18 protein-coding genes are annotated in these 19,268 nt (G+C 68.3%); 16 read left to right on the top strand and 2 right to left on the bottom strand.

What is annotated here, in order from left to right:
• Positions 1 to 3: 3 nt before the first annotated feature.
• From AC3WS6_RS16115 to AC3WS6_RS16095, 5 genes are all read left to right on the top strand, one after another.
• On the top strand, positions 4 to 738 hold the full coding sequence (locus AC3WS6_RS16115) for a class I SAM-dependent methyltransferase (RefSeq protein ID WP_492502010.1): 735 nt from the start codon (positions 4 to 6) through the stop codon (positions 736 to 738).
• Between the two features lie 43 nt (positions 739 to 781).
• Positions 782 to 1,843 carry a polyprenyl synthetase family protein gene (locus AC3WS6_RS16110; protein ID WP_492502009.1) on the top strand — a complete coding sequence of 354 codons (1,062 nt, stop codon included), beginning with the start codon at positions 782 to 784 and terminating at the stop codon, positions 1,841 to 1,843.
• Between the two features lie 57 nt (positions 1,844 to 1,900).
• Positions 1,901 to 3,274 (top strand): FAD-dependent oxidoreductase, encoded by a 1,374-nt coding sequence (locus AC3WS6_RS16105; protein WP_492502008.1) that lies wholly within the window; start codon positions 1,901 to 1,903, stop codon positions 3,272 to 3,274.
• Positions 3,275 to 3,336: 62 nt separating this feature from the next.
• The gene (locus AC3WS6_RS16100) at positions 3,337 to 4,383 is read left to right on the top strand and encodes a hypothetical protein (RefSeq protein WP_492502007.1); all 1,047 of its coding nucleotides are present in this window, start codon (positions 3,337 to 3,339) and stop codon (positions 4,381 to 4,383) included.
• A gap of 28 nt (positions 4,384 to 4,411) precedes the next feature.
• Positions 4,412 to 5,419, top strand: coding sequence for an alpha/beta hydrolase (locus tag AC3WS6_RS16095; protein ID WP_492502006.1), 1,008 nt, complete (start codon positions 4,412 to 4,414; stop codon positions 5,417 to 5,419).
• A gap of 5 nt (positions 5,420 to 5,424) precedes the next feature.
• On the opposite strand, the gene AC3WS6_RS16090 is transcribed toward AC3WS6_RS16095, so the two are convergent.
• Positions 5,425 to 6,060: a GntR family transcriptional regulator gene (locus AC3WS6_RS16090; protein WP_492502005.1), complete on the bottom strand. Its 636-nt coding sequence runs from the start codon at positions 6,058 to 6,060 to the stop codon at positions 5,425 to 5,427.
• A gap of 417 nt (positions 6,061 to 6,477) precedes the next feature.
• Between AC3WS6_RS16090 and AC3WS6_RS16085 the strand changes: the two genes are divergently transcribed.
• Positions 6,478 to 7,143: a GntR family transcriptional regulator gene (locus AC3WS6_RS16085; protein WP_492502004.1), complete on the top strand. Its 666-nt coding sequence runs from the start codon at positions 6,478 to 6,480 to the stop codon at positions 7,141 to 7,143.
• 278 nt (positions 7,144 to 7,421) lie between these two features.
• On the opposite strand, the gene AC3WS6_RS16080 is transcribed toward AC3WS6_RS16085, so the two are convergent.
• A complete protein-coding gene (locus tag AC3WS6_RS16080; RefSeq protein ID WP_492502003.1) occupies positions 7,422 to 7,910 on the bottom strand; it encodes a YajQ family cyclic di-GMP-binding protein in 489 nt (162 codons plus the stop codon).
• A gap of 190 nt (positions 7,911 to 8,100) precedes the next feature.
• Between AC3WS6_RS16080 and AC3WS6_RS16075 the strand changes: the two genes are divergently transcribed.
• The 10 genes from AC3WS6_RS16075 to AC3WS6_RS16030 all read left to right on the top strand — a co-directional run bounded on the left by AC3WS6_RS16075 (position 8,101) and on the right by AC3WS6_RS16030 (position 19,249).
• Positions 8,101 to 9,315 carry a sugar ABC transporter substrate-binding protein gene (locus AC3WS6_RS16075; RefSeq protein WP_492502002.1) on the top strand — a complete coding sequence of 405 codons (1,215 nt, stop codon included), beginning with the start codon at positions 8,101 to 8,103 and terminating at the stop codon, positions 9,313 to 9,315.
• Between the two features lie 64 nt (positions 9,316 to 9,379).
• Positions 9,380 to 10,984: an ABC transporter permease subunit gene (locus AC3WS6_RS16070; protein WP_492502001.1), complete on the top strand. Its 1,605-nt coding sequence runs from the start codon at positions 9,380 to 9,382 to the stop codon at positions 10,982 to 10,984.
• Position 10,985: 1 nt separating this feature from the next.
• Positions 10,986 to 11,915 (top strand): sugar ABC transporter permease, encoded by a 930-nt coding sequence (locus tag AC3WS6_RS16065; protein ID WP_492502000.1) that lies wholly within the window; start codon positions 10,986 to 10,988, stop codon positions 11,913 to 11,915.
• 62 nt (positions 11,916 to 11,977) lie between these two features.
• Positions 11,978 to 12,130, top strand: a complete 153-nt coding sequence (locus AC3WS6_RS16060) for a hypothetical protein (protein WP_492501999.1) — start codon at positions 11,978 to 11,980, stop codon at positions 12,128 to 12,130.
• A gap of 121 nt (positions 12,131 to 12,251) precedes the next feature.
• Positions 12,252 to 13,340, top strand: coding sequence for an ABC transporter (locus AC3WS6_RS16055; RefSeq protein WP_492501998.1), 1,089 nt, complete (start codon positions 12,252 to 12,254; stop codon positions 13,338 to 13,340).
• 8 nt (positions 13,341 to 13,348) lie between these two features.
• Complete coding sequence (locus AC3WS6_RS16050) at positions 13,349 to 13,840, top strand: hypothetical protein (RefSeq protein ID WP_492501997.1); 492 nt, start codon at positions 13,349 to 13,351, stop codon at positions 13,838 to 13,840.
• 104 nt (positions 13,841 to 13,944) lie between these two features.
• A complete protein-coding gene (locus tag AC3WS6_RS16045; RefSeq protein ID WP_492501996.1) occupies positions 13,945 to 14,592 on the top strand; it encodes a spermidine/putrescine ABC transporter substrate-binding protein in 648 nt (215 codons plus the stop codon).
• A gap of 114 nt (positions 14,593 to 14,706) precedes the next feature.
• The gene (locus AC3WS6_RS16040) at positions 14,707 to 15,183 is read left to right on the top strand and encodes a DUF2975 domain-containing protein (RefSeq protein ID WP_201471240.1); all 477 of its coding nucleotides are present in this window, start codon (positions 14,707 to 14,709) and stop codon (positions 15,181 to 15,183) included.
• Positions 15,183 to 15,404: a helix-turn-helix domain-containing protein gene (locus AC3WS6_RS16035; RefSeq protein ID WP_492501995.1), complete on the top strand. Its 222-nt coding sequence runs from the start codon at positions 15,183 to 15,185 to the stop codon at positions 15,402 to 15,404. The genes AC3WS6_RS16040 and AC3WS6_RS16035 overlap by 1 nt, the downstream gene beginning before the upstream one ends.
• Positions 15,401 to 19,249: an SCO7613 C-terminal domain-containing membrane protein gene (locus AC3WS6_RS16030; protein WP_492501994.1), complete on the top strand. Its 3,849-nt coding sequence runs from the start codon at positions 15,401 to 15,403 to the stop codon at positions 19,247 to 19,249. The genes AC3WS6_RS16035 and AC3WS6_RS16030 overlap by 4 nt, the downstream gene beginning before the upstream one ends.
• Positions 19,250 to 19,268: the final 19 nt, after the last annotated feature.

Below are 19,268 nucleotides of genomic sequence, written 5' to 3'. Positions count from 1 at the left end.
CGCGTGACCTCGAACGAAGCAAACCGCGCCGATCTCGGCAAGGACCCCGCCCGCGTCAGCGGCATGTTCGACCAGGTCGCGGCCGGGTACGACCGCACGAACACGGCGATGACCGTCGGCAACGACGCTCTCTGGCGCGCGGCCACGACCCGCGCCGTGGCTCCGAAGCCGGGGGAGAAGATCCTCGACCTCGGTGCCGGCACCGCGTCGTCGTCGGCCTCGCTTGCTCGCAGTGGCGCACAGGTCGTCGCAGCCGACTTCTCGCCGGGCATGCTCGCCGAGGGTGAGCGCCGACACGGCAGCCTCCGCAATCTCTCGTTCGTGCAGGCGGATGCGACCGATCTGCCCTTCTCCGACGAGGAGTTCGACGCGGTCACGATGTCGTACGCGCTGCGCAACGTCAACGACCCGAAGAAGGCGCTGCGCGAGCTCCTGCGCGTCACGAAGCCCGGCGGTCGCCTGGTGATCAACGAGTTCTCCACTCCGCCGAGCGGACTGTTCCGTGCCGGATACCGCTTCTACAACTCGCAGGTCCTGCCACGCGTCGCGCGCGTCGCCGGCACCAACGGCGAGGCCTACGACTACCTGAACGAGTCGATCCGAGAGTGGCCTGATCAGAAGAAGCTCGCCTCGTGGATCCGCGAAGCAGGGTGGACCGACGTCGCGTACCGCAACCTGTCGTTCGGCATCGTCGCGCTTCACCGTGCGCGCAAGCCCGACGTGAGTGCGTCCGCGTGAGTTCGGCGCGAACCCGCACGCCTGACGACGGTAGGGTGAGAGCGTGACTTCGAGCCGCGTAGCCCCGGGTTCGCGACTGGCGAGCCGTCTCGGTTTCAGCGACCGTGTCTTCATCGGCACCGCGGGCCGACGTGTCGCTCAGGCGATCGAAGACGGCCTCGAGAAGGTCGAGACCGGGCTCGCCGATGACGTGCGCGTCGCCGATCCGCTGGCCGACGCCGCCAGCCGGTACCTCTACGAGGCGGGCGGCAAGCGCATCCGCCCGGTGCTCACTCTGCTCGCAGCCCAGCTCGGCGACGGCAACACCGAGCAGGTGATCGATGTGGCCAAAGCGCTCGAGATCACGCACCTCGGCTCGCTTTATCACGACGACGTCATGGATGGCGCCGATCGCCGTCGCGGTGTTCCGGCCGCCCAGACGGTGTGGGGCAACAACATCGCCATCCTCACCGGGGACATCCTGTTCTCTCGCGCGAGCCAGCTGATGTCGCGACTGGGCGAGCGTGCGATCCGTCTGCAGGCCGACACGTTCGAGCGTCTGGTCCTCGGGCAGATGCACGAGACCATCGGCGCCCAGCCCGACGACGACCCGATCGAGTTCTACATCCAGGTGCTCGCCGACAAGACCGGTTCGCTGATCGCGGCGGCGACGCAGGGCGGCGTGATCTTCTCGAACGCACCCTCGGAGTACGAAGAGCCGCTGCGCGTCTACGGCGAGAAGATCGGCGTCGCATTCCAGCTGCTCGACGATGTGATCGACCTCTCGGCCAAGCCGGAGGACACCGGCAAGGTTCCCGGCACCGACCTGCGCGCCGGCGTTCCGACCATGCCGTACCTGCTGTTGAAGGCCGAGACGGATGCCGGGTCGATCGACCTCGCATCCCGCATCGATGACGGCGTCGCCCGGATCGCCGCGGGTGAGGATGCGTCGATCCTCGACGGGCCGCTCACCGAGCTGCGCGACCACGCCGGCACCCAGAAGACTCTCGCGCTCGCGCATTCCTGGACTCAGGATGCGATCGACGCGCTCGCCCCGCTCCCGCGCGGCACCGTGCGCGAGGCGCTCACGCGCTTCGCCGAGACCCTCGTCGAACGCTCCAGCTGATCGCGTCGCGGCAGTCGCCGCGTGCATGTGATGTGACGGCCCACGAAAGGACCCCCTATGACCAAGCTCAGACTGGCCATCGTCGGAGCGGGCCCGGCAGGCATCTACGCCGCCGACATCCTGCTCAAGGCCGAGCGCAAGTTCGACGTCTCGATCGACCTCTTCGAGCAGCTCCCGGCGCCGTACGGCCTGGTGCGCTACGGCGTCGCGCCCGACCACCCGCGCATCAAGGGCATCATCAACGCGCTGCGCGATGTGCTCGACCGGGGCGACATCCGCCTCTTCGGCAACGTGCGCTTCGGTGAGGACATCACGCTCGACGATCTCAAAAAGCACTACAACGCGGTGATCTTCGCCACCGGAGCGATCCGCGACACGACCCTCGACATCCCGGGCATCGACGCCGTCGCCTCGTACGGCGCCGCCGACTACGTGAGCTGGTTCGACGGTCACCCCGATGTGCCGCGCGAGTGGCCGCTGGATGCCGCGTCGGTCGGTGTGCTCGGCAACGGCAACGTCGCGCTCGACGTCGCGCGCATGCTGGCGAAGCATGCCGAAGACCTGCTCGTCACCGAGGTCCCCGAGAACGTCTACGAGGGGCTCAAGGCCAGCGCGGTCACCGATGTGCACGTCTTCGGGCGTCGAGGTCCCGCGCAGGTGAAGTTCACGCCGCTCGAGCTGCGTGAGCTCGGCGAGCTGCGCGACGTCGACATGGTGGTCTACGACGAAGACTTCGACTACGACGAGGCCTCGAAGGATGCCGTCGCGAGCAACAAGCAGGTCATGGTCATCGATCGCATCCTGCAGTCGTGGCGCAAGCGCGACTCCGTCAACAACGCCGGAGGCACCGCCTCGCGTCGCCTTCACCTGCACTTCTGGGCGCGCCCGGTCGAGGTCCGCAAGGACGAGCAGGGCCGCGTCGCCGCTCTCGTCTACGAGCGCACGGAGCCCGACGGGCAGGGCGGAGCCGTGGGCACGGGAGAGATGCGCGAGGTGCCGCTGCAGGCGCTGTACCGCGCGATCGGCTACTTCGGATCCCCGCTTCCCGGCGTTCCCTTCGACAAGAAGCACGGCGTCATCCCCAACCGCGAGGGACAGGTGCTCGCCAAGGACTCGAACCAGCAGGCGACGGGCATCTACGCGACGGGCTGGATCAAGCGCGGCCCCGTGGGGCTCATCGGGCACACCAAGTCGGATGCGATGGAGACCGTCCGTCACATCATCAACGATCAGGGTTCGTGGTGGCACCCGGAAGACCCGTCCGAAGAGGCTGTCCCCGCACTCCTGCGCGAGCGCGGTGTGCGCTGGACCGACCTCGACGGCTGGCACCGTCTCGACGAGCACGAGATCGCCCTCGGTGCTCCGCACGAGCGTGCCCGGGTCAAGGTCGTCCCCCGCGAAGAGATGGTGCGCGTGTCTCGCGGAGAGTGACCGCCGCAGGCTCGACGTGTGCCCTCCGCCTGTCGGATGGCACACGTCTCTAGGCTGGGCCCATGCGCCTGCGTTCTCTGGTCGTTTTCGGCACCATCGCTCTGCTGCTCGTCTCAGGATGCTCCGCCGCGCCTACGCCCGCGCCGACCCCGACGACGTCCGTGCCGGCATCCGCCAGTCCCGAGCCGTCTGCGACACCCGAGCCGATCGCGACGCCGGAGCCGGCATTCGACGTGACCTGCGATGATGTCGCCGCAGAGATGTCGGCGCTGTTCGGCGAGCCGGAGACTCCGGTCGAACCGGTGCTGTCGGTGGTGTCCACGATGAGCTGGATCCCGGGACCCGCGCAGCACATGTACCAGCAGGTGGGTGGGATCGCATGCACCGCCGGTGAGGAGGCCAACCGCAGGTGGGAGGTCACGATCGTCCCCGATGCGCAGGCCGTGATCGAGGGCGCGACCGAGCGGCAGGGGTACTGGGGCGAGCAGGCGTCGTGCGCCGACGGCATCTGCACGTTCGAGTTCCCGGACGGCGATGTGCTGCTCGCAGCCACGGTGTTCGAGCCGGGGATCGGTGCGGACGAGACCGCACGAGTCGACGAGGCGATGCGTCGACTCGCCGCTGACGCGGCAGCGAGCGTGCGAGATGTCGAGCGCATCGACAGCGACATCATCGGAGCGCCCTGCGAGAGGTTCCTCACCGAGCAGCAGGTGAACGAGCAGTTCGGGGTGTCGGATGCGATGCTCTACTCGGACTTCGGCGGATGGGGCATTCCGGCCGAGATCTATCACGTCGCCAACGGCTCCCGGATCTGCATGTATCGGACTTCGGCGGGGGAGTACGAGGGGCCCACCTACGTTCTGTTGACCGCTCTTCCGGGCGGCGCATGGGCCTTCGAGCAGCAGGGTGGTACTCCGGCGACCGTTGAGGGCGCGGATGCGGCGAAGACGAGCACCGGCGAGCACGGGGAGAGCTTCCTCGACGTGCGAGTCGGAGGGGACTGGATGCGGCTCGTCACCTACGATGACGGATCCGGCGCGCCGGACCCCACGCCCTCGGCCGAGTCTGTGGTGCGCAACCTCGCCGTGGGTCAGCCCGCTCCGCAGTAGTCCACAGCCCGTGGGCTAGCCTGGCCGCATGGCTGACTGGAGACCCGACGTTCTCGGCGACGAATTCGAGCAGCTCACGCTCGAGCTCGGCGAAGACGACGAGGGTCCGGTCGTCGCGACCCTCGTGCGAGCGCTTCCCGGTGACCAGAACTGGTGGGATCGCGTGCGCGCACGTCGGCGCCCGCTCGACGACGTCGACGTGCTCTACGTGCACGGGTGGTCGGACTACTTCTTCCAGAAGCGCCTGGCGCGATTCTGGACGGCGCGGGGCGCTCGGTTCTTCGCGCTGGATCTGCGCAAGTACGGGCGCAGTCTGCGCGACGGTCAGACCCCCGGCTACATCACCGACCTCCGCGCATACGACGACGACATCGGCGCGGCGCTCGACGCCATGGGCAGAGGCGCCGAGGGGGCCGCATCCTCGCGCCGTCTGGTGCTGCTCGGTCACTCCACCGGAGGACTCACGCTGAGTCTGTGGGCGTCGAGACACCCGGATACAGCGGATGCGCTGGTCTTGAACAGTCCGTGGCTGGAGTTCCAGGTCGCGTCAGCCCGGCCCCTGATCGCGCCGGTCGCGGAGCTGCAGGCGCGATGGGCACCGCGCGAGGTGGCCCCTCAGGTCGATCTCGGTTTCTACACCCGAGCTCAGCAGGAGGTGACCGATCCCGACGATCCGGTCGACATCAACCTCGCCTGGCGTCCAGCCCAGACGATGGCCGTGCACGCGGGGTGGTTCCATGCCATCCTCACCGGCCACGCGGCGGTGGCGGCGGGACTCGCGATCGATGCGCCGGTGTGCGTGCTGCTCTCGGCCCGGTCCGCGACCCCTACGCGGTGGTCGGAGGATCTCACCCGTGCGGATTCCGTGCTCGTCGTCGACGACATCGCGCGAGCCGCGCTGAAGCTCGGACCATCCGTGACGGTCGAGCGGATCGATGGTGCCCTTCACGACGTCTTCCTCTCCCGCCATGAGGCGAGAGAGGAAGCGTATCGTCGCCTCGACCGGTGGGTCAGAGGCTGGTCAGCAGCCGGGTGACGCCGTCACACGTAGTACATGGCGCGGGCAAGGCGTTCGGACTCGTCGGCATCGCCTCGCAGAACGGCGTCGCGGAAGTCCCGGTAGACCATCAGCATCCGCTCTTCATCGCCCTCGGGAAGAGTCCACGATCGCAGATTGCGGAACAGAGCCATGCTCGCGTCGTTGATGAGCACCTGATGCTGGATGTTGCGGCTGCGGTCGCTGAGGAATGAGAAGACCGCCCAGCGTGCCTCGGACAGCTCCTCGGGTTCGTCGATCGCGCCGCACATGCGGTCGACGAGATCGGCCAGCTCTTCGCGCTCGCCCTGCGTCATACGGCCGATGCCCATGCGCGCGGCGACACCCGCCTGGTAACCGGCGAACTCCAGAGTCTGCTCGACCACCTCGGGTGTGACGGTGGTGACCTCGGTGTATCTGCTCGGGTACATCGTGACGAGGCCCAGACGCTCGAGCCGCTGCAGCGCTTCACGCACCGGCGTGCGAGACACATGCAGCTCTTCGGCCACGTCGACGTCGCGGATACGGTGCCCCGGTTCGAGCGCGCCGTCGACGATCTGCGCGCCGATGTGCTGGAAGACCTCCTCTGCCAGTAGTTGCTTGCTCTCTCGAATACTCGTCATCGAGTTGTTGGTGATCATGGATTGCCCCCAGTTGCATTCCCAGATCCGAGCCCCCCCATGATGTGCTCGGACGCTCACTACATCACGAACTCGGTCGCGATGCCAATAATCCACAGGTGCATTTCATCGGCCTCCGGAAGCCTGCCGGCGGTGCATCCTCGTGGGACTTCGACAACAAGAATTCTGTGGCCGGCGGGCGTGGGACGCCCGCCGGCCACAGACGATGTCGTGCACGGAGCTGCACCGCGCCCAGTCCCCACAAGGCGGGAACCCGGGCCGCACACGCGGACCGTGGTTCGGCAGCGCGTCATGCACCGACGCATCGTCTGCCGCATCGGGATGCGGCTGTCTCCAGTCTCTGGCAACGCCACCCATATATCGGAATGGGATGTGTCCGCTAGCGTGGAGATCGTGGACAAACGGCAGCGAGCTCTCTTGGCACTTCCGTCGGGTGAACTCGCGAACAGCTCCGCGTTCCAGGTGTTCGAAGACATGCTCGCCTCGATCTACGACGGAGAGATCGCGCCGGGTGATCCGGTCAGCGAGAACGACATCGCCAAGAAGTACGGCGTCTCCCGGACGCCGGCGCGGGAGGCGATCCAGCGCCTCAGAGAGCTCGGGCTGGTCGAGGCCTCGGCGGGCCGGACTTCTCGAGTTGTGCTGGTCTCCGAGCAGACCACCCGCCACGCCCTCGTCGTGTGGGAGGCGCTCATGATGGCCGCGGCCGCCGAGACGGTCGCTCTCATCGACGCCGCAGACCTCGAGCTCATGCAGGCGAGCATCGAGGAGTTCCGAGAGGCGGCGAGCCGCGGCGACGCGGGGAGGGCCGCGCAGGCAAACTACAATCTGTTCGCGGTCCTCGTCACGAAATCCACTAATCCGCTTCTCGTGAAGAGCGTCGCGCTCACCGTCCACATGATCCGGTTGGGCGGCCTGTCTCTACCCCGTTGGGTGGATGCGCACGTGCTTGGCGCCGCGCAAGTCGCACTCGTCGATGCGCTCCGCGCGGGGGATGTCGCCGCCGCGAAGGCGGCGATTCATGCCGCAGCCGACTTCCGGCTCGCCCCCGATGAGGATCACGCCGATTCGATGGAACAGTAGCCCTCGATTTCGTTCAGGGCTCGTGTGACGCGCCTCTTGACGATGGCCATGGCAGCGCTTGTATACTGGCATACAGGTAGGGATATCGATGCGTATCTAGCTGGGGCAGCCGATCGCACGCTTCTGGGGCGATGAACTACTTGCGGGTCTTGCTGAACCTTTTGGGGAAGAGTGTCAGCAAGACCCACAACTCTCCCCGCCGGGGGCCGATCTTCCGCGACCCCGGACACGGAGAAGGGGGCGGATGCATCGCATCCGCCCCCTTCGCCGTCTGACGATCAGCGGTAGTTGATGAACTGCAGATCGAGGTCGAGATCGGCACCCTTGAGCAGGGCGATCACGGACTGAAGGTCGTCGCGGCTCTTGGACTGCACGCGCAGCTCGTCGCCCTGGATCTGACTCTTCACGCCCTTGGGGCCCTCGTCGCGGATGAGCTTGTTGATCTTCTTCGCGTTCTCCGACGAGATGCCGTCCTTGAGCGTGGAGACGATGCGGAACTCCTTGCCGCTGGCGAAGGGCTCGCCCGATTCGAGGCTCTTGAGCGAGATGCCGCGCTTGATGAGCTTGGTCTGGAACACGTCGAGCACGGCCTTCGCGCGCTCCTCGGTGCCGGCGATGATCAGGATCTGCTCGCCGCTCCACGCGATCGACGCGCCGGTGCCCTTGAAGTCGTAGCGCTGCTCGATCTCCTTGCGCGCCTGGTTCAGGGCGTTCTCGGCCTCCTGGTGATCCACTTTCGAGACGATGTCAAAGGAACTGTCAGCCATGTCCGAAATTCTACCGACACGAGTGATCAGCCGCTGAGATGGAAGCGTTTTCACGGTCGCGGCTGCTCGGTCACCCGGTCACGGATTGGTATCGACGCCCCGATTCGTTGGGAATCACACTGAATCTGGTGCATACTGTAAGCGCTTGCAGTTTCATGCAGGTCATCAGCACTCAGAGAGGCACACACCAATGAAGGTGAACAAGAGGGGCATCGCCGCCGCCGGCGCCATCGCCATCGTTTCGACTCTTACGCTTGCCGGTTGCTCGACCGGCGGTGCGGGCGACGACGCAGCAGAGAGCGACAGCGGCAGCACGAGCACGCTGACGGTCTGGGTAGACGCCGAGCGCGTCGACGCGCTGCAGAGTGCGGCCGACTCGTACGAGGAGAAGACCGGCGTCGCCGTCGAGCTCGTCGGCAAGTCTGTCGACGACATGAAAGACGACTTCATCCAGCAGGTGCCCACGGGCAAGGGTCCCGACGTGGTGATGGGGGCGCACGACTGGCTCGGCGAGCTGTCGACCAACGGTGTGGTCGCCCCGCTCGAGCTCGGTGACTCGGCCGCAGACTACCTGCCCGTCGCGCTGCAGGCTGCCACCTATGAGGGCACGGTCTACATGCTGCCGTACGCGGTCGAGAACATCGCCGTGCTCCGCAACGCCGACCTGGTTCCCACCGCCGCTACGAGCTTCGACGACATGGTCTCGAAGGGCACGTTCGTGGTCGAGCAGGGCACCGAGGGCAACCCGTACCACCTGTACCCGTTCCAGACGGCGTCGGGCGCACCCGTCTTCGGCACCGACGACTCCGGCAGCTACGACCCTGCCGACCTTCAGCTCGGCAGCGAGGGCGGCTTCGCCTTCGCCGACTGGCTCGGCGCACAGGGTGCCGCAGGCACGCTGAACACCGACATCGACGGCGAGATCGCCAAGCAGCAGTTCCTCGACGGCACCGCCGCCTTCTGGCTGACCGGTCCGTGGAACGTCGGTGCGGCGACCGAAGCGGGCATCAACGTCGCGATCGATCCCGTGCCCAGCCCCACCGGTGAGACTGCCTCGCCGTTCGCCGGCGTGAAGGGCTTCTTCGTCAGCTCGGAGTCGAAGAACAAGGTCGCCGCGAACGACTTCCTCGTCAACTACCTCGGCACCGAAGAAGTGCAGCTCGAGCTGTTCAAGGCCGGCAACATCCTTCCCGCGCTGACGGCGGCGGCCGACACCGCCGCATCCGACCCGATCATCGCCGGTTTCCAGGCCGTCGGCGCTGACGCGGTCCCCATGCCCGCGATCCCCGCGATGGGTGCCGTGTGGGAGTTCTGGGGCGTCGCCGAGGCGGCCATCATCAACGGCTCGGACCCGACGACGACGTGGCAGAAGCTCGTCGACGACGTGACCGCCGCCATCAAGTAACACACAGCACGATCCCTGCCGGGGCGGACCATGTCCGCCCCGGCAGCTCCACGACGGGGACGACATGACAGAAACCGCTGAGCCCACGGCTCCACTGAACAAGCGCCAGCGTCAGGCGGCGAAGATCGCCGAGGCGGCGTCGGGGCCGATCGGCTGGATGCTCCTGAAGATCCTGCTGCTCGCCGTCGTCGACGCGATCGCGCTCTACGCGGCATTCGTGCTGTTCGGCCAGCAGGAGTGGCTGATCCTCGGGCTCGTCGTCGCCGTCACCGTGCTCGTCAACTACATCTACTTCTCGCGAAAGCGCATCCCGGCGAAGTACCTGACTCCGGGAATCATCTTCCTGGTGATCTTCCAGGTCTTCACCCTGCTCTACACCGGCTACATCGGCTTCACGAACTACGGCACCGGCCACAACGGCACCAAGGACCAGGCGATCTCGTCGCTGCTCGCCTCGGCGCAGCAGCGTGTCGAGGACTCTGCGACCTACCCCGTGACGGTGGTCGAGCAGTTCGGCACCTACGGCCTGCTCGTGACCGACCCCGACTCCGGCGACGCCCTGCTCGGCACCGCCGAGCAGCCGCTGGACGAGGTCGACGCCTCCTTCGAGGGCGGCAAGGCGGTCGCCGTCGAGGGATGGACGACGCTGCCGCTCGCCACCGTCTTCACCCTGTCCGAAGAGCTCGAAGCCCTTTCGGTGCCCTTCAGCGACGACCCCAACGACGGCAGCCTGCGCGCGCCCGACGGGCAGAGCGGCTATCTGTACGTCTCGACGCTCGAATACGACGCGGATGCCGACACGATCACCGACACGACGACCGGCAGCGTGTACTCCGACACCGGCGAGGGTGCCTTCACCGCCGACGACGGCGCGACCCTCATGCCCGGTTGGCAGACCACCGTCGGGTTCGACAACTTCATCCGCGCGGTGAGCGACGAGAACATCCGCGGACCGCTGATCTCCGTGACGATCTGGACGTTCGTTTTCGCCCTGCTCTCCGTCGCGACCACGTTCTTCCTCGGCCTCCTGCTCGCACTCGTCTTCAACAACACCCGGATGCGGTTCCGCAACGGCTATCGGATCATCCTGATCCTGCCGTACGCCTTCCCGGCGTTCCTGTCGGCGCTCGTGTGGGCCGGCATGATGAACGAGAGCTTCGGCTTCATCAATCAGGTGATCTTCGGGGGAGCGGACATCCCGTGGCTCACGGATCCGACGCTCGCCAAGGTCTCGGTGCTGCTGGTGAACCTGTGGCTCGGATTCCCGTACATGTTCCTCGTCTGCATGGGGGCCCTGCAGGGCATCCCGGAAGACGTGAACGAGGCGGCCGTGATGGACGGCGCGAATCCCTGGCAGATCTTCCGCCGCATCAAGCTCCCGCTGCTGCTCGTGACGGTCGCTCCGCTGCTGATCTCGTCGTTCGCGTTCAACTTCAACAACTTCAACCTGATCTACATGCTCACCAAGGGCGGGCCGCGGTTCGACGACGTGAGCATCCCGGTCGGGCACACCGACATCCTGATCTCGATGGTCTACAAGGTGGCGTTCACGGGCCAGTCCCGTGACTACGGCCTGGCATCCGCATTCACGATCCTGATCTTCATCGTGGTCGCGACGATCTCGATCATCAGCTTCCGCAAGACCAAGGCCCTCGAGGAGCTGAACTGACATGAGCACCACCGACCTCAGCACCCGCGCTTCGGTGACCGTCGCCCCGGGGCGATCGTCACGGCCCCGCCGACGCAGTCTCGGAAAGTGGTTCGCCGACACCGGATGGCGTCACGTCGTGGCGATCATCGTGAGCGCGTTCGCGCTGTTCCCGCTGCTGTACGTCGTCTCGGCGTCGCTCAACCCCCGGGGAACGCTGACGGGCTCGAACCAGCTGTTCTCGGCGTTCGGCTTCGACAGCTACGCGCGCATCCTCAGCGATCCCCAGAACCCCTACGGACTGTGGTTCCTGAACACGCTGCTCGTGGCGGTCGTGACCGGCGCCGTGACCGTGTTCATCGGTGCACTCGCCGCATATGCCTTCTCGCGCATGCGCTTCGCGGGCCGCCGGATCGGACTCGTCACGATCGTCGTCGTGCAGATGTTCCCGCAGCTTCTCGCGGTGGTCGCGATCTTCCTGCTGATGACCACGCTCGGCGACTGGTTCCCCGCGATCGGCCTCAACACCCACACCGGCCTCATCCTGGTGTACCTGGGCGGCGCGCTCGGCGTGAACACGTACCTGATGTACGGCTTCTTCAACACGCTCCCGATGGAGCTCGACGAGGCTGCTCGCATCGACGGCGCCGGACACGCCCGCATCTTCTTCACGATGATCCTGCCTCTCGTGGCGCCGATCCTCGCTGTCGTCGCTCTGCTGTCGTTCATCGGCACGGTGAACGAGTACGTGATCGCGAGCGTCATGCTCGTCGACGTCGAGCAGCAGACGCTGGTCGTGGGTCTCACGAAGCTCGTGGCCAACCCGCGCTACGCGGACTGGTCGGCATTCTCGGCCGGTGCGGTGATGGCCGCGATCCCGGTGATGATCCTGTTCCTGTTCCTGCAGCGCTACATCGTCGGCGGGCTCACCGCCGGCGCGACGAAGGGCTGACTCGCGCGTCGTCCCCGGCGTTGCGAGCGGCTGCTCGGCGACCTCGGCAATACGGTGGGCTCATGGCACGGATCGGGGGACGGAACGCGGCGATGAGCTGGATCGCCGCGGTGTTCTGCACGGGCGTCGTCGCGGCACTCGTCTGGTTCGCCATCCCGATGTTCCCGACGCTCGAGGCGTTCGTCGGCGACGCTCTGCGCTCGCTGTTCCCCTGAGCGTCAGCACGGCTCCTGCCGCGTGATCACGCGGTATGGCGACACGTCGGCACGCCTGCGTTCGGCCACGCATGCGCGGCGGTAGCCTCGCAGAGCACACACCCGATGAGAGGCGCACCCCATGAGTGACCCCGAGGTTCCCCAGCCCGAGCGGCCGAAGGACGTCGACGACGTCGTCGTCAGCGCGAACGCTGGCCTCGAAGCCGCTGAGGCCGCGCGTGCAGACGTCGCCGCCACGCCGGCCGAGACCACTGCGGCCGATGCCGCCACCACGCCCGCAGATCCTGCGGTCGACCCCGATCTGGCAGCCTTCGAAGCTGCGGAGCGCGACCACCCCGGCACCTTCGCGACGCCGGAGCTGAACAACCCCGCGTTCCTCGACGCCGATCCGGATGCCGGAACGACGGATGCGGCGACGTCGGACGCCGCGCGAGATTCCCACTCGACGGATGCGGCCGCGACCACCGCCTTCACCGCGCCCGCGCCGCCCGCGGCGAACAGCACGGTGCATGAGGAGTCGGCCATGGCCGGCGCCGCGTATGCCGGCGCCTCCGCCGAGACCCGCGCCGACAACCGCATCGTCCCGTCCGAGCCGGCTCACTCCGAGTCCGCTCCCGCTGACACGGTCATCGCCCCGGTGCAGCAGCAGCCGATCTTCGTGCAGGCTCCCGAGCCGCCGCGCGAGCGTGGCAACCGCGGCACGGCGGGTGCGATCGGACTGCTGGCGACCCTTGCCTTCGCGGTGCTCTACCTGGCCGCGACTCTCGGCGTCGGCGCCTTCGAGGGCGATGTCACCGGTTCCAACATCGCCGAGGCGGCACTCGCGCCGCTGATGACCTGGTCGTTCTGGGTTCCCGTCGTCGTGTTCTTCCTGGGCTTCTGGCTGCTCGGCGCGTTCATCAACCGCGGACGCTGGGGTCTCTGGGTGGTCTTCGGCATCATCGTCGGCGCGATCGCCTATGGAGGACACCTGCTCGGTCAGCTGTTCCAGGCCCCGTTCTGGCAGCTCAGCGCGAGCGAAGGCAACGAGCTCATCGGATCTCAGCTGCTCGCACCGCTGGCGATCGCCGCGTTCATCTTCGCCCGTGAGCTGACCATCTGGTTCGGAGCCTGGGTCGCCCGCAGCGGCGCCCGCAAGACCGAGCTCAATGCCGAGGCGCAGCGCGAGTACGAGCGCACGCTCGAGGCCGGCCCGACGCTGTCGAGGTAGTCACGGACATGTCATCGCCGAACCCCCGCGGGCCCGAGTCCGCGGGGGTTTCGGCTGTCCTGGCGCTGGTCCTCGCGACCATCGGCTTCTTCGCGCTGGCGGTCTTCGGCCTCGGCGCGTTGACGATCGCGACCGGCACCGACATCATCGCGGTCGAGGGCCTCGGGCAGCTCCCGGGAGCCGTCGGGATGCTCGTCGCCGTTCTGGCGTTCGCTCTCGGGCTGTGGATCGCCCTCCGCCGCCCGCGCCCGTCGTTCCGATCCGTGCCGGGGATCGCGGTAGGGGTCGGGCTGGCGCACCTCGTGGCGGTGTGGATCGGTGTGCTGTTCGGCACCGGTGACCTCGTGATCGCGACGGCGGTCGCCGGCGATCTGGTGCGCGGAGGCAGCAGCCTCGTGCTCGTCCTCGTGGCGGCGGTGGCGGCATGGAGCGGCATCGCGCTGCGACGCACCCGTGCGAGCCACCCGACGTGGCCGTGGGAGAAGGACGACGAGGAGTAGTCCGGGTCGCTGTGCTCACGCGCGCGGGGGCGCCGGGCGACCCCGCGCAGAATTCTGGTTCGTCAATCGGCGCGCAGCGGGCGAGCTCGTCGTACGCTCTAGGTGTGGAGCGCTCGCTGGAGACGCAGGTCGACCAGGCTGTTCAGGCCTGGCTGCGCTGGGTGCCGCGCTGGGAGCCGGCCACCCATCGAGGGCGTGTCGCGCCCTGTCGCCGCTGTCTGGGGTCGCCGATCCTGTCAGCCGCCGGCATCGCGGGCAATACCCCGCACGGTGTGCAGCACGGCCTCTCGACGCGAATCAAGACCATCGTCGATCATGCGGTCGCCGAGTACACCGAGCGCAACCTGCCGGTGCTGCAGCGCGAACTCGATCAGCAGGCGGCGCGCAACCGCGCTCGCGCGTACCGCCCGTCGGAAGACCTCGACCCCGAGTTCGACGGAATGCCCCTCGACCCCGATCCGGTGCCCGGGGCGCCGTTCCTGTTCACGATCGCGGGTCTCGCCGATGACGCCGCGGCCGAGCTGCCGCCGCTGCCTCCGCTCAGCGACGAGGAGAAGACCGCGCTGCGACAGGAGGTGGGGCTGGCCGATGAGTACGCCAACCTCGTGGGACGCGAGATCTGCGGCATCCTGCTGCGTCACCGCCTCTACATCCAGGCCGCGATCTCGCAGCACGTCGAACCGCAGATCGAGGCGATGCTCGCCGAGCTGACGCAGTCGCTCGATTCGCCGTTCGACCCCGACGTGTCCTGAGCACACGCTCGCACCCTGCGTATCCGCTGAGAGACGACGGACGTCGTTGGCGACGGCGCTGTCGCATGGGTATCGTTTTTCGATAGATATCCATTGCTCATCGATAGGGCCACCATGCACCCCCGAGTCTCCCGCGCGCTGAAGGCGCTGATCGTCGTCCTCCTCGCGCTGCTGCTCGCGAGTCAGATCCTCGTGATCCCCGAGGTCGCGCGCATCACGGCGCTCCGCAATCCCGACGTCGTGCAGCTCGAGGTGCCCGGCATCATCGGTGCGGTCCTCTTCCTCGGTCTGGTCGAGGTCACCCTGGTGTGCGTCTGGTTCCTGCTGTCGCTCGTGCAGACGGACCGGATCTTCCGCGTCGAGGCCTTCCGCTACGTCGACATCATCCTGGGTGCGCTGGTCGCCGCCGGAGTGCTGATTCTGGCCGCGTACCTCGTCATCCTGGCCAACCGGGCGGTCTCGCTCTCGCTGTCGCTGCTCGCGATCCTCGGGATCGTCGTCAGCGCGGCGCTCGCGCTGCTCGTCGTGGTGCTGCGCGGACTGCTGCGCAAGGCGCTCGAACTCGAGCAGGATCTGTCCGAGGTCGTCTGATGCCCATCGTGATCGATCTCGACGTGCAGCTCGCACTCAAGAAGATGAGCGTGCAGGACTTCGCCGACGCCATCGGCATCACCCCGGCGAACGTCGCGGTGCTCAAGAACGGCCGCGCCAAAGCGGTGCGCTTCACGACTCTCGAGGCCATCTGTCGCGTGCTCGAGTGCCAGCCGGGAGACATCCTGCGTTGGGTGCCCGACTCCGAGGAGGCATCATGACCGCGCCCCTGCTGCCGTCGCAGAACGCTGCCTCGCCCACGCTGCCGACCACCTGGGGCGAGTCGGTCGCCCGTCACCTCCTCGACGAGCGCGCCTGCCCCGTGTGCCATGGCGCGCTGCGCGACGGATGCTGTCCGCGATGCGGATCCGATCTGCGCGGCACGATCGGCGTCGCCGTCTGGGAATCGTCGCTGGCGGCGGCGACCGCACTGCGCGCCCGCGACGAGCTGCTCCGGCGCATCCCCGTCGCAAGCGCCGCACCGAGCGTGCCCAGTGAACCGGGGTACGCTCCGACCCCCGCACCCGCGGCGGTGCGCTCCTCGTCGCCCGCGGCAACAGCCCCCGCGGCAACACCACCCGCGGGTGCACCTCCCGCAGCGGCGACCCTGCACCGTGCAGAGGCAGACCCGCAGGGGAGCGCCACGCTGCAGTCGGTGCTCGCGACAGCCGGCGCCGGGCTGTTCGCGGTCGCTGCGGTCGTGTTCACGTACTTCAACCCGGACCTCGCCGACCGTGCTCTGCGCAGCGTGATCGTCGGCCTCATCACTCTGCTGTTCCTCGGCGGCGCCTGGCTGCTGTCGCGCCGGGGACTCCGGTTCTCCGCCGAGGCCGTCGGTGGACTCGGTCTCGTGTTCGCCGGGCTCGACATCCACGCGGTCGCGCAGCTCGCGGCCCCGGGCATCGACCCGTGGCTGACCTCTGCCGTCGCGACGGCTGCTGCCGGTGCGGCGATGCTGTGGGCGGGCGCGCGACGCGGCATCCGCATCTGGCAGTGGACGGCGATCGTGGCGATCGCTCTCGTGCCGGCCATGCTCGGCGCTGCCGGCGACGCCCCTCTGTCCGAGGTGCTCGGAGCGATCGGCGTCGCGTTCGCGGGCGCGGCGCTCGTCGAGTGGCTGCGTCTGCCCCGGGTCGAGGTCGTGACGCTCACCGCGGTCCAGTTGATCGCAAGCCTCTCGGCACTCGTGCTCGTGTGGACGCTGGGCTCGGCCGACACGCTGTCGTCGATGCTGAGTGTCAGCGCGATGCTGGCACTCATCGCGATGCATGCGGTCGTGGCCGCGCGACGCATGCTCGCGCGACTCTGGGCCTTCGGTGCCGGCGGTGTCGCGTCCGTGGCGCTCGTCATCGCGGTGTACGCCGTGACCGGGCATGGCGTCGTCGAGAACGCGGGGCTGCTCGCAGGCGATGGACCCTTCGCGGGATTCGTGTCGTTCGCGGTCGTCCCTGCCTCCGCGGCCCTGGCGCTCGTGCTCATCGGTGCTCTCGTGCCGCTGCCGAGGGCCGTGCCGCGCGCCATGGTCGTGACCGGCTCGCTCGTGGTGCTCGCGGGCCCTGCGCTGCTGGTGCTGGCGCCGTCGGCCCTGACCGGCCTCTCGACGGTCCGGGAGTTCCTGCGGGTGAACGACGAGGTCGGGCCGGTCGGGATGCCGGGATGGGGGCTTCCGGTCGGACTCCTGGCGGTGTGCGCCGGGCTCGCCGTCTTCAGTGCGCTCGCCCGGCGTCGTGAGGGCATCGGCCGCTTCGCGAACCCGACCGCTCTGCTCTCCCTCTGCTTCGGTGCACTCGCAGTGCTGGTGGTCGGATGCGGTCCGCTGCTGGTGCTGCCCGCTGCGATCGCCGTGCTCACTCTGCCGGTCATCGTGCTCGCCGGCGCACTGTATGTCCTGCCGACTCTGCTCAAGGGGCGAGGTCTGCGGTCGACAGCGCTGATCGCCGCCCACCTCGGCCTCGCGGCGGCGGCGATGATCGCGTGGCGCGACCCCGCCGTCGTGCCGCTCGCGGGCGCCGTCACACTGGTCGCGCTGGCGGCACTGGTGGCGGTGCTGCCGAAGCGGACGCGCTTCGTCTATGTCGGTGCGGGATTCGGCTACGCACTGGTGCTCGTCGCCACCGCACTCGGGCTCGTCGGTGTCGCAGGGGTGGCGCAGCTGTCGCTGACGGTATCGGTCGGGCTCGTCGTCGCGATCGTCGCGACGTTCCTGCCGTCGGTCGGCGCACGCGCGTGGCAGGCGGTGCTGGTCGTCTCGGCGGTGCCGTTCGGCATCGGAGTGCTGCAGGTCGTCGTGGAGCGCAGCGGGTGGACCGCCCTGTCGACCGGGCTCATGTTCGCGCTGGCGCTGTCTCTCCTGCTCACCCGCCGCCCGGGACTCACGTTCGTCGTGCGCACGGCGGCTGCGGCGATGCTCGTCCCCACGCTCGCGGTGATGATCGTGTGCCTCGGCGCCCAGCTGCTCGCATCGAGCGGGTCGCCCGTGGTGCTGCCGATCATCGCGATCCTGGTCGCTCTGGTGCTTCCGTCGACCGCGATCATCCGCGAGTCGCTGCGGCGCCGAGGTCACTCGGTCGGGAGTGCGGATGCTGCGCGCGTCGCGATCGAGGTCTCGGCTCTCGTGACCGGTGCGATCGCCACCGCGCTCGCGGTCGCGCGCGACGCCGCGGGGCTCGGCACCTCGTTCTTCGTGCTGCTGATCCTCGGCCTCGGCGCCGCCGCCCAGGCGCTCTTCGCGGGGCGACGGTATGCGTGGGGAGTGGCCGGAGCCGCCTTCACCGGGGCGCTCTGGTGCGTCTGGGGCATTGCCGGCGTCGACGTGCTCGAGGCCTATCTGCTGCCGCCGACGCTGGGGGCTGCTCTCGTGGCCGTGCTGCTCACGTTGCGCGGACGCCGGGCCACCTCCCTCTACGCTGCCGGGCTGCTCGTGGCGATCGGGCCGATCGTCGCACTCGTCGCCGTGATCGAGCCCGGCCCCGCCGGCCAGGGCTTCACGGGCCAGGGGGTCGTCGTTCAGGGGGCGGTGACGTGGCGGGTGGTCGCGCTCCTGGTGGCTGCCTGCATCCTGCTCGCGCTTGAGTTCGTCGTTCGACGGGCGCGCGGCCGGATGCGCCGACTCGGCGCCCTGCGCATCCCCACGCTGGTCGCCGCGGCGCTCGCCGCGACCGTCGGTGCAGTGCAGGGCATCCGCCTCGGCCTCGGCGGGGATCACCCGACGCTCCACGGCGCGGGTCTCTTCCTCGCCTGCCTGGGGGTGAGCGTCATCGGTGCTGCTGTGCTCGCGCTGGCCGCCCACGGCATCCGTCGTGCGGCATCCGCCGGCTCCGCTCTGCGCCGCAGCCGATGGCTCGGCGCCCCGGCGGCGCTCGCCCTCGCGCTCGGCGTCTGGTTCGCGATCGAACGCGACTGGTTCTCGATCTGGGCGATGTGGACGCTCATGCTGGCCTACCTCGTGATGGTCGTCGTGACGACGGTCCGCCAGCTCCGCGGGTCGACCACGCTTCCGCCCGTCTGGTTCCTGTTCGCGATCGCGTTCGTCACGGCGGTCGTCGCGTGGAGCCCGCGCGATCTGCGCGTCGAGTGGTTCTCGCTTCCGCTCGGAGCCTTCCTGCTGCTGGCGGGCATCGTGGCGTCGCGGAGGCACGGCGGCGGCGGCGACTCCGGTCACGAATCCTCCGTTCGCCGGCCGACGCTCGACGACTGGCCTGTGCGGTGGACCGGGTCGTGGGCGCTGCTGGCGCCGGGACTGATCACGATGATGAGCGCATCGATCGTGTCGACCTTCACCGACCCCCTGACGTGGCGCGCGATCCTCGTGATGGTGCTCGCTCTCGGCGCGATCCTCGTCGGATCGCGCGGCCGATTGGCTGCCCCCTTCCTCATCGGGCTCATCGTGCTGCCGATCGAGAACGTGTTGGTGTTCTCGGTGCAGATCGGTCGGGGGATCGAATCGATGCCGTGGTGGATCACCCTCGCGGTCATGGGCGCTGTGCTGCTGATCATCGCGGTCACCGCCGAGAGGCGCACGGGGGAGAGCGGTTCGGTGGCTGCGCGCATCAGGGACCTGCGGTGAGATCGACGCCTATTTGACC

Source organism: Microbacterium sp. EB106-03-03-XG65, from assembly GCF_058791955.1.
This window is presented reverse-complemented; position numbering and strand designations above follow the sequence as displayed.

Bases quoted from the DNA above. Each gene is read 5' to 3' on its own strand.
- AC3WS6_RS16105 (WP_492502008.1), top strand. From the start codon at position 1,901: ATGACCAAGCTCAGACTGGCCATCGTCGGAGCGGGCCCGGCAGGCATC.
- AC3WS6_RS16100 (WP_492502007.1), top strand. From the start codon at position 3,337: ATGCGCCTGCGTTCTCTGGTCGTTTTCGGCACCATCGCTCTGCTGCTC.
- AC3WS6_RS16095 (WP_492502006.1), top strand. From the start codon at position 4,412: ATGGCTGACTGGAGACCCGACGTTCTCGGCGACGAATTCGAGCAGCTC.
- AC3WS6_RS16090 (WP_492502005.1), bottom strand. From the start codon at position 6,060: ATGATCACCAACAACTCGATGACGAGTATTCGAGAGAGCAAGCAACTA.
- AC3WS6_RS16080 (WP_492502003.1), bottom strand. From the start codon at position 7,910: ATGGCTGACAGTTCCTTTGACATCGTCTCGAAAGTGGATCACCAGGAG.
- AC3WS6_RS16075 (WP_492502002.1), top strand. From the start codon at position 8,101: ATGAAGGTGAACAAGAGGGGCATCGCCGCCGCCGGCGCCATCGCCATC.
- AC3WS6_RS16070 (WP_492502001.1), top strand. From the start codon at position 9,380: ATGACAGAAACCGCTGAGCCCACGGCTCCACTGAACAAGCGCCAGCGT.
- AC3WS6_RS16065 (WP_492502000.1), top strand. From the start codon at position 10,986: ATGAGCACCACCGACCTCAGCACCCGCGCTTCGGTGACCGTCGCCCCG.
- AC3WS6_RS16060 (WP_492501999.1), top strand. From the start codon at position 11,978: ATGGCACGGATCGGGGGACGGAACGCGGCGATGAGCTGGATCGCCGCG.
- AC3WS6_RS16055 (WP_492501998.1), top strand. From the start codon at position 12,252: ATGAGTGACCCCGAGGTTCCCCAGCCCGAGCGGCCGAAGGACGTCGAC.
- AC3WS6_RS16050 (WP_492501997.1), top strand. From the start codon at position 13,349: ATGTCATCGCCGAACCCCCGCGGGCCCGAGTCCGCGGGGGTTTCGGCT.
- AC3WS6_RS16040 (WP_201471240.1), top strand. From the start codon at position 14,707: ATGCACCCCCGAGTCTCCCGCGCGCTGAAGGCGCTGATCGTCGTCCTC.
- AC3WS6_RS16035 (WP_492501995.1), top strand. From the start codon at position 15,183: ATGCCCATCGTGATCGATCTCGACGTGCAGCTCGCACTCAAGAAGATG.
- AC3WS6_RS16030 (WP_492501994.1), top strand. From the start codon at position 15,401: ATGACCGCGCCCCTGCTGCCGTCGCAGAACGCTGCCTCGCCCACGCTG.